At 50.6% G+C, this 8,994-nt stretch carries 9 protein-coding genes and 4 tRNA genes; 12 read left to right on the top strand and 1 reads right to left on the bottom strand.

Features of this window, described 5'->3' with window-relative positions:
* The first annotated feature begins 95 nt into the window (after positions 1-95).
* Together murB and birA are read left to right on the top strand one after the other, a co-directional pair.
* Positions 96-1,133, top strand: a complete 1,038-nt coding sequence (murB, locus tag P2R09_RS16980) for a UDP-N-acetylmuramate dehydrogenase (protein ID WP_275771448.1) — start codon at positions 96-98, stop codon at positions 1,131-1,133.
* The gene (birA, locus tag P2R09_RS16975) at positions 1,130-2,089 is read left to right on the top strand and encodes a bifunctional biotin--[acetyl-CoA-carboxylase] ligase/biotin operon repressor BirA (RefSeq protein ID WP_275771447.1); all 960 of its coding nucleotides are present in this window, start codon (positions 1,130-1,132) and stop codon (positions 2,087-2,089) included. The genes murB and birA overlap by 4 nt, the downstream gene beginning before the upstream one ends.
* A 42-nt stretch (positions 2,090-2,131) precedes the next feature.
* On the opposite strand, the gene coaA is transcribed toward birA, so the two are convergent.
* Positions 2,132-3,079, bottom strand: a complete 948-nt coding sequence (gene coaA, locus P2R09_RS16970) for a type I pantothenate kinase (protein WP_033743664.1) — start codon at positions 3,077-3,079, stop codon at positions 2,132-2,134.
* A gap of 779 nt (positions 3,080-3,858) precedes the next feature.
* On the opposite strand from coaA, the gene P2R09_RS16965 reads away from it, so the two are divergent.
* The 10 genes from P2R09_RS16965 to rplJ all read left to right on the top strand — a co-directional run bounded on the left by P2R09_RS16965 (position 3,859) and on the right by rplJ (position 8,974).
* Positions 3,859-3,934 (top strand) — tRNA-Thr (locus tag P2R09_RS16965).
* A 7-nt stretch (positions 3,935-3,941) separates the two neighbouring features.
* A tRNA-Tyr gene (locus P2R09_RS16960) sits at positions 3,942-4,026 on the top strand.
* A gap of 190 nt (positions 4,027-4,216) precedes the next feature.
* Positions 4,217-4,291, top strand: a tRNA-Gly gene (locus P2R09_RS16955).
* A gap of 5 nt (positions 4,292-4,296) precedes the next feature.
* Positions 4,297-4,372: transfer RNA gene (locus P2R09_RS16950), tRNA-Thr, on the top strand.
* A 108-nt stretch (positions 4,373-4,480) separates the two neighbouring features.
* Positions 4,481-5,665, top strand: a complete 1,185-nt coding sequence (gene tuf / locus P2R09_RS16945; protein ID WP_013359730.1) for an elongation factor Tu — start codon at positions 4,481-4,483, stop codon at positions 5,663-5,665.
* A 231-nt stretch (positions 5,666-5,896) separates the two neighbouring features.
* On the top strand, positions 5,897-6,280 hold the full coding sequence (gene secE, locus P2R09_RS16940) for a preprotein translocase subunit SecE (protein WP_008927141.1): 384 nt from the start codon (positions 5,897-5,899) through the stop codon (positions 6,278-6,280).
* 1 nt (position 6,281) lies between these two features.
* Positions 6,282-6,827 carry a transcription termination/antitermination protein NusG gene (gene nusG, locus P2R09_RS16935; RefSeq protein WP_003848088.1) on the top strand — a complete coding sequence of 182 codons (546 nt, stop codon included), beginning with the start codon at positions 6,282-6,284 and terminating at the stop codon, positions 6,825-6,827.
* Positions 6,828-6,974: 147 nt separating this feature from the next.
* Positions 6,975-7,403 carry a 50S ribosomal protein L11 gene (gene rplK, locus P2R09_RS16930; protein ID WP_006121495.1) on the top strand — a complete coding sequence of 143 codons (429 nt, stop codon included), beginning with the start codon at positions 6,975-6,977 and terminating at the stop codon, positions 7,401-7,403.
* A 3-nt stretch (positions 7,404-7,406) separates the two neighbouring features.
* Positions 7,407-8,111 carry a 50S ribosomal protein L1 gene (gene rplA, locus P2R09_RS16925; protein ID WP_275771443.1) on the top strand — a complete coding sequence of 235 codons (705 nt, stop codon included), beginning with the start codon at positions 7,407-7,409 and terminating at the stop codon, positions 8,109-8,111.
* A 365-nt stretch (positions 8,112-8,476) separates the two neighbouring features.
* On the top strand, positions 8,477-8,974 hold the full coding sequence (gene rplJ, locus P2R09_RS16920) for a 50S ribosomal protein L10 (protein ID WP_003848098.1): 498 nt from the start codon (positions 8,477-8,479) through the stop codon (positions 8,972-8,974).
* The last annotated feature ends 20 nt before the right edge of the window (positions 8,975-8,994 follow it).

The following is an 8,994-nucleotide window of genomic DNA, read 5'->3' as shown; positions in this document are numbered from 1 at the left end:
ATCGTGAAAAACCTCATCATAATCCCCGAAAACAGCCTGAGAACCCCTCCCTGATACGGTAAACTACGCCCAGATAACTCAGTAAAGGTCGTCAAATGTCCAGCCAGCATCCTTCCTTAAAAGCCGACAATACGCTTGGGCTTGAAGTACATACACAGAAACGCATCGTTGCTGAGACGCCAGCTGCCATTCTGGCCGCATGGCAGGCCAGCCAGCGTGATCAAACCCCTTTCATGGTGCTTGGTGAAGGCAGCAATGTCCTCTTCCTGGATGATTTCGCGGGTACTGTGGTACTTAACCGCATTAAAGGCATCAACATTCAGGATGAGTATGAGTATTGGAAGTTGCATGTCGGAGCAGGTGAGAACTGGCATCAGCTGGTTAAGAGCACACTGGAAAAAGGGATCACTGGCCTGGAGAATCTGGCATTAATCCCTGGAATGACCGGTTCTGCACCGATTCAGAACATTGGTGCCTATGGTGTGGAATTAAAAGATGTCTGCGAATACGTGGATGTGCTTAACCTGGACAGTGGTGAGACAGCGCGTCTCGATCGTGAAGCCTGTGAGTTTGGCTATCGTGACAGCATTTTCAAACATCGCTATCAGAGAGGTTATGTCATCGTTGCGGTCGGGATAATCCTGCCTAAACAATGGCAGCCTGTATTGACCTACGGTGATCTGAAGACTCTGAATTCGGTAACGGCTAGCGCCTGGGATGTTTTTCACGCGGTGTGCCAGATGCGGCAGAGCAAATTACCGGATCCGAAAGTCACCGGGAATGTAGGCAGCTTCTTTAAAAATCCGGTCGTTACCGAGGCGCAGTGCAGCGCCTTGCTGGCGCATTTTCCAGCTATGCCACACTATCTGATGCCGAATGGCGAAACCAAGCTGGCAGCTGGATGGCTTATCGATCAGTGTCAGTTGAAAGGTTATCGTATCGGCGGTGCCGCCGTTCATCAGCAACAGGCTCTGGTGCTGATAAATGCTGATAATGCCACACCTGACGATATTGTTGCGCTGGCAAAAACCGTGCGTGCGAAGGTGGGTGAAAAGTTTGATGTCTGGCTGGAGCCTGAGGTGCGGTTTATTCAGGCCCAGGGCGAGTGCAATGCTGTCGGGGTAATCGCATGAAAGACAATAGTATTCCGCTAAAGCTGGTCGATATTTTATCTGACGGTGAGTTTCATTCTGGCGAGCAGTTGGGTGAGACGCTGGGTATGAGTCGCGCAGCCATCAATAAGCATATCCAGACCTTAAAAAGCTGGGGACTTGACGTTTATACCGTGACAGGAAAGGGCTACAGTTTCTCTGCCCCGATGCAGCTGTTGGATGAGCAGGCAATTGTCGCTCAGGTTAAGCAGGGCAATATCTCGGTTCTCCCGGTGATTGATTCTACAAATCAGTATCTGCTGGAACGCATGCATGAGATGCAGTCGGGTGCGGCCTGTATCGCTGAGTATCAGCAGGCTGGTCGTGGCCGTCGTGGGCGTCAATGGTTTTCTCCCTTTGGCGCTAATCTCTACATGTCTATGTACTGGCGTCTGGATCAGGGACCCGCTGCGGCAATGGGTCTTAGTCTGGTGGTTGGTATTATCATTGCTGAGACATTACGTTCATTAGGGGCTGATGATGTCCGCGTCAAATGGCCCAATGATATTTACCTTAACGATCGCAAACTGGCAGGTATTCTGGTCGAACTGACCGGTAAAACGGGTGATGCTGCGCATATCGTCATGGGGGCCGGGATTAACCTTGCTATGCATACAGCCGATGCATCGCAGATTAATCAGGGCTGGATTAACCTGCAGGAAGCCGGTGTATCCGTTAACCGCAATGAGCTGGCCGCCCATCTGATAAATAATCTGCGCGAAGCCCTGCCGTTGTTTGAGCAGGAAGGGTTAACGCCCTTTGTTACGCGCTGGATGGTGCTGGATAACTTTATTAACCGGCCCGTTAAACTGCTCATCGGTGAACGTGAAGTGCATGGCATTGCGCGGGGCATTGACAGTCAGGGGGGCCTGTTACTTGAGCAGGATGGCGAAATAAAAGCCTGGGTGGGCGGAGAAATATCACTGCGTCCTCTCTGATCAAAAAAGCCTGCACTAATGCAGGCTTTTTTACTGGAGCCGTTATTTACGCAGGCGAACCCTGTCGACCGCATGATTGCCACTTTTCGTCATGATCAAGCTGGCCCTTTCGCGCGTCGGCAGGATATTTTCCCGCAGGTTTAGCCAGTTAATCTCTTTCCATAAATTGCCCGCTATCTCCACTGCTTCCGCCTCTGAGAGCTGGGCATAATGGTGGAAGTAAGAGTCCGGATCGGTAAATGCACCCTGGCGGAATTTGAGGAATCGATTGATATACCAGCTTTGCAGCAGCTCTTCCTCTGCGTCGACATAGATTGAAAAATCGACGAAGTCTGAAACAAAGACATGATGTGGGTCATGGGGATAATCCATGCCACTCTGCAATACATTCAGACCTTCCAGAATAAGGATATCAGGCTGCTGAACCACTTTATCGCCATCAGGGATGACATCATAAATCAGATGCGAATAGACCGGTGCTGTGACCTGACTGGCACCTGATTTCAAATCGGAGACGAAATTGACCAGCCGGTGCATATCATAAGATTGCGGGAACCCTTTTTTCTTCATTAATCCGCGCTCTTTGAGTACGGCATTGGGGTGAAGAAAGCCATCCGTCGTGATCAATTCTACTTTACGATGTTCAGGCCAGCGGCTGAGCAACGCCTGTAATACACGCGCAGTTGTGCTTTTACCGACCGCTACGCTGCCCGCAATACTAATGATATAGGGAATTTTCTGGCCATTGGTGCCCAGAAATTGCTCCAGTACAGCCTGCCGACGAACATTAGAGCTGATATAGAAATTAAGCAGACGCGAAAGTGGCAGATAAATTTCTGCTACCTCCTCCAGCGAGAGATCCTCGTTGATGCCCTCCAGCTGCGCGATCTCTTCCTCTGACAGCGTCATAGGAACGGAATCACGTAATGCAGCCCACTGCTCACGAGTGAACTCTAAATAAGGCGTTGTCAGGGGGGTCGTTTTATCCATAAGCATGCATCTGACCGCAAATTCATTGCTATCAACCGCGTGTCATCCGATAAGCAGGAGAGCACAGGTGAAATAAATCACGAATCGCTGGTTTATCAGTGAGAACAATGGGCTGGAGGGTATCACCAGTATGGCTTTTAACAGAAGTAAAAAGATAAACGTGATCACGCTTTCGTCGGCATACCCACAAAACATCATAATAACGCTAATTCTGACAGCTGTAACACTACGTGTAGTGCTACACGGGCCATCAAAGCTTATGTGCGGCTTTTATCTGCCCTGAATAGCCGTCAGACGCCCTGCTGACCCAATAGAGCTATAACGGCGCACAGAGAGGCTAAAAGCGCATACATTCAATATGCAGCGTATATTTCCCGACTGAAGAATAAAGAGCTGCGAGACACTGGCACCGTTTTTTACCGTTATCGTCGTACTGGCAAGAGAGATATGCAGGACAAAAACGTCTCCCTGTTCTGCAGATATCTTGTGTGCACGATAAAATAACGCCGATAAGGGTTAAAAAAGCATCACTCAGAACAGGCTGCGCAAAATAAAAAGGCGATGGGCGGAATATTTTACCTTAAAAAGAGCATGCCAGAGCAGCAGGGGACGATAGCGAGGTAGGGTGGGCGGTGTGAAAACAGGACCAGATCGCACAAATATTCTGCACAAAAACGCCATAATGCGATGATTTGCACAAATAGTAAGCGATAGAACAAAATTAGTGATTTTTTAGTTGCATCGAAAGCCCGACCTTCCTAGAATGCGCTCCACTTGATGCCGGCTTAGCTCAGTTGGTAGAGCAACTGACTTGTAATCAGTAGGTCACCAGTTCGATTCCGGTAGCCGGCACCATCAAGTAGGTGGGATTCCCGAGCGGCCAAAGGGAGCAGACTGTAAATCTGCCGTCACAGACTTCGAAGGTTCGAATCCTTCTCCCACCACCATCTCAGCCTCACGGTTGAGTACAGGTAAACAACCTGTTTATCTGTCAGGTGAGTCATTTATCACCCTGAATTCAGACTGAGCGTTAGCGAAGTCAACGTCGGTCAGCTTCGCTGGCAGACAGTAGATAGCAGAGAAACATTCACTGTTATCTGCAAGCTACAGAAAGAACAGGTAGCCGAGTTCCAGGATGCGGGCATCGTATAATGGCTATTACCTCAGCCTTCCAAGCTGATGATGCGGGTTCGATTCCCGCTGCCCGCTCCAGATGTGCTGATATGGCTCAGTTGGTAGAGCGCACCCTTGGTAAGGGTGAGGTCCCCAGTTCGACTCTGGGTATCAGCACCACTTCCTTTAATCTCCCTCCTGATTTTCTCTGTAACTTCCTTGCAGTCAGGCAATGCCTGGTTAATGTGATGATATCATTGATATATCCGTGTCTTAGAGGGACTAGCGATGGCTAAAGAGCAATTTCAACGTAACAAACTGCACGTAAACGTGGGCACCATCGGTCACGTTGACCACGGTAAAACCACCCTGACTGCAGCTATCACTACCGTACTGGCTAAAACCAACGGCGGCCAGGCTCGTGCATTCGATCAGATCGACAGCACACCTGAAGAAAAAGCCCGCGGTATCACCATCAACACCGCTCACGTTGAGTATGAGACTGCTGCACGTCACTACGCTCACGTTGACTGCCCAGGCCACGCCGACTATGTGAAAAACATGATCACCGGTGCTGCGCAGATGGACGGCGCGATCCTGGTTGTTGCTGCGACTGATGGCCCAATGCCACAGACCCGTGAGCACATCCTGCTGGGTCGTCAGGTTGGCGTTCCTTACATCATCGTGTTCCTGAACAAGTGTGACATGGTTGATGATGAAGAGCTGCTGGAGCTGGTAGAGATGGAAGTACGTGACCTGCTGTCACAGTACGACTTCCCAGGCGACGACACCCCAATCGTTCGTGGTTCTGCTCTGAAAGCGCTGGAAGGCGTTCCTGAGTGGGAAGCGAAAATCATCGAACTGGCTGAACACCTGGACAACTACATCCCGGATCCAGTCCGTGCGATCGACATGCCGTTCCTGCTGCCAATCGAAGACGTATTCTCAATCTCTGGCCGTGGTACTGTTGTTACCGGTCGTGTTGAGCGCGGCATCGTTAAAGTCGGCGACGAAGTTGAAATCGTGGGTATCAAAGATACTGCGAAATCAACCTGTACCGGTGTTGAGATGTTCCGTAAGCTGCTGGACCAGGGTCAGGCGGGCGAAAACTGTGGTGTTCTGCTGCGCGGTATCAAGCGTGAAGACATCCAGCGTGGCCAGGTTCTGGCTAAGCCAGGCTCAATCAAGCCACACACCCAGTTCGAGTCAGAAGTTTACGTTCTGTCTAAAGACGAAGGTGGTCGCCATACTCCGTTCTTCAAAGGCTATCGTCCACAGTTCTACTTCCGTACAACTGACGTAACCGGCTCAGTAGAGCTGCCAGAAGGCGTTGAAATGGTCATGCCAGGCGACAACATCAAAATGGTTGTTACCCTGATCCACCCAATCGCAATGGACGAAGGTCTGCGCTTCGCAATCCGCGAAGGTGGCCGTACCGTTGGCGCGGGTGTTGTTGCTAAAGTTATCGCATAATTACCGATAACGTTTGACGCAATGCACACGGAAAGGGCATCATTTGATGCCCTTTTTGCACGCTGTTTCATAGAACCTGGCTCATCAGTGATTTTTTGAATCATAATCATTGCTGAGACAGGCTCTGTTATGCGGCGTTGGATACCGAGTTACGCCTCAAAAGCTCATTCGGTTTGGACGCCTCGCACTGCGGGGCAGAATAGTTTCTGAATTATTGTGGCAGGTTGGTTTATGAGTGCGAATACCGAAGCTCAAGGGAGCGGGCGTGGCCTGGAAGCGGTAAAGTGGGTAGTAGTTGTATTACTGCTGCTTGCAGCGATTGTAGGTAACTACCTCTATCGTGATGTGTCACTGCCACTGCGTGCATTAGCCGTAGTTGTACTGATTGCAGCGGCTGGCGGCATTGCGCTTTTAACGACCAAAGGCAAAGCGACCGTGGCTTTTGCTCGTGAAGCAAGAACAGAAATGCGTAAGGTTATCTGGCCAACCCGCCAGGAAACGCTGCACACCACGTTAATCGTTGCCGCGGTTACTGCCGTGATGTCACTGATTTTGTGGGGGCTGGATGGTATTCTGGTCCGTCTGGTATCGTTTATCACTGGCCTGAGGTTCTGAGATGTCTGAAGCTCCAAAGAAACGCTGGTACGTCGTACAGGCGTTTTCCGGTTTTGAAGGCCGCGTAGCCCAATCGCTGCGCGAGCATATCAAATTGCACAACATGGAAGAGCTGTTTGGCGACGTCATGGTTCCGACTGAAGAAGTCGTTGAAATCCGTGGTGGCCAGCGTCGTAAGAGCGAGCGCAAGTTTTTCCCGGGATACGTACTGGTTCAGATGGTCATGAATGACGCCAGCTGGCACTTAGTACGCAGCGTCCCGCGCGTGATGGGTTTCATCGGCGGTACCTCTGACCGTCCGGCACCGATCAGCGATAAAGAAGTTGATGCGATCATGAACCGTCTGCAGCAGGTCGGCGACAAGCCTCGTCCGAAAACGCTGTTTGAGCCGGGTGAAATGGTTCGCGTTAATGACGGTCCATTTGCTGACTTTAACGGTGTGGTTGAAGATGTGGATTACGAGAAGAGCCGCCTGACGGTTTCCGTATCTATCTTTGGTCGTGCAACACCGGTTGAGCTGGACTTCGGTCAGGTGGAGAAAGGTTAACCTCTTTCCGCTCACAAATTAGCTGTTGCAGCAGGCGCGAAATTTAACTATAATTTCGCGCCTTTTGTTTTTATGCGCTGGCAACAGCGTATAAATCGTTATCACGGGGAGCCTTTACAGGCGCTATAACCCAATTGAGGAAATATCATGGCTAAGAAAGTCCAAGCCTACGTCAAGCTGCAGGTTGCAGCTGGTATGGCGAACCCAAGTCCACCGGTTGGTCCAGCACTGGGTCAGCAGGGCGTTAACATCATGGAATTCTGTAAAGCGTTTAACGCTAAGACCGAATCTCTGGAAAAAGGTCTGCCGACTCCTGTTGTTATCACCGTATACAGCGACCGTTCTTTTACCTTCATTACCAAAACGCCTCCGGCTGCCGTACTGCTGAAAAAAGCAGCGGGCATCAAGTCTGGTTCTGGTAAGCCGAACAAAGATAAAGTCGGTAAAGTGACTCGTGCTCAGGTACGTGAAATCGCAGAAACCAAAGCTGCGGACATGACTGGTTCTGACGTTGAAGCGATGACTCGCTCAATCGAAGGTACTGCTCGTTCCATGGGCCTGGTAGTAGAGGACTAAGAAATGGCTAAGCTGACCAAGCGCATGACCGTAATTCGCGAAAAAGTTGACGCGACCAAGCAGTATGACATTGCTGAAGCTGTTGCTCTGCTGAAAGAACTTGCTACTGCCAAGTTCGTTGAAAGCGTTGACGTTGCTGTCAACCTCGGCATTGATGCACGTAAATCTGATCAGAACGTGCGCGGCGCGACCGTTCTGCCACACGGTACTGGTCGTTCAGTACGTGTTGCTGTCTTCACCCAGGGCGCAAACGCTGAAGCTGCTAAAGCAGCAGGCGCTGAGCTGGTAGGTATGGAAGACCTGGCTGATCAGATCAAGAAAGGCGAAATGAATTTTGACGTTGTTATTGCTTCTCCGGATGCAATGCGCGTTGTTGGCCAGTTAGGCCAGATTCTGGGCCCACGCGGCCTGATGCCAAACCCGAAAGTCGGTACTGTAACCCCTAACGTTGCTGAAGCAGTTAAGAATGCTAAAGCGGGTCAGGTTCGTTATCGTAACGACAAAAACGGCATCATCCACACTACCATCGGTAAAGTGGACTTTGACGCTGACAAACTGAAAGAAAACCTGGAATCTCTGCTGGTCGCGCTGAAAAAAGCAAAACCATCTCAGGCGAAAGGCGTGTACATCAAGAAAGTCAGCCTTTCAACCACCATGGGCGCCGGCGTTGCCGTTGACCAGGCTGGTCTGAACGCAACAGCAAACTAATTGCTGCTTGAAACGGGCGAAAAATTCACCTAGAATCTTACGCCCGTTGTTCTGTTATTAGCAGAACAGGACACCAGAGAGCCGGAACTGACTGTTGCGTTTATCGCCTTTCCCTCTGACTCTGCTGTGTCACACAGAATTTAGGTTGGAGCCAGGCCTTATCCTGGCCTCCGTCCAAGACCGCAGGCGCTGTTTATCTCCGGATATTCCGCTTAATACCCTGCGTAGACGGTGACAGAACCAAAAGAATTTTTTCTTAGCTGGATTCTGCTCACCGTGTTCGAGCGCTTACCACCCTTCGGGGTGGCTAAGTGAAGTGAGTTCCGGGGAAATCCTTTCCCGGTCAAATCCAGGAGCAAAAGCTAATGGCATTAAATCTTCAAGACAAACAAGCGATTGTTGCTGAAGTCAGCGAAGTAGCCAAAGGTGCGCTTTCAGCGGTTGTTGCGGATTCCCGTGGCGTTACCGTTGATAAAATGACCGAACTGCGTAAAGCAGGCCGTGAAGCTGGCGTTTACATGCGTGTTGTTCGTAACACCCTGCTGCGCCGCGTCGTTGAAGGAACTCAGTTTGAGTGCCTGAAAGACACGTTTGTTGGTCCGACCCTGATTGCATATTCTATGGAACACCCGGGCGCTGCTGCTCGTCTGTTCAAAGATTTCGCGAAAGCGAATGCAAAATTTGAGGTCAAAGCTGCAGCCTTTGAAGGTGAGCTGATCACGGCGGCCAATATTGACCGTCTGGCAACTCTGCCGACCTACGAAGAAGCACTGGCACGTCTGATGTCGACCATGAAAGAAGCCGCTGCCGGCAAACTGGTCCGCACTCTGGCTGCTGTACGCGATGCAAAAGAAGCGGCTTAAGGCCATATTCTTTTCTTCGT

The sequence above is a fragment of the Pantoea sp. Cr_R13 genome (assembly GCF_029222565.1).
Lineage (GTDB): Bacteria > Pseudomonadota > Gammaproteobacteria > Enterobacterales > Enterobacteriaceae > Pantoea > Pantoea eucalypti.
Note: the sequence above shows the minus strand (reverse complement) of the source record. Positions and strands in the feature narration are given on the sequence as shown.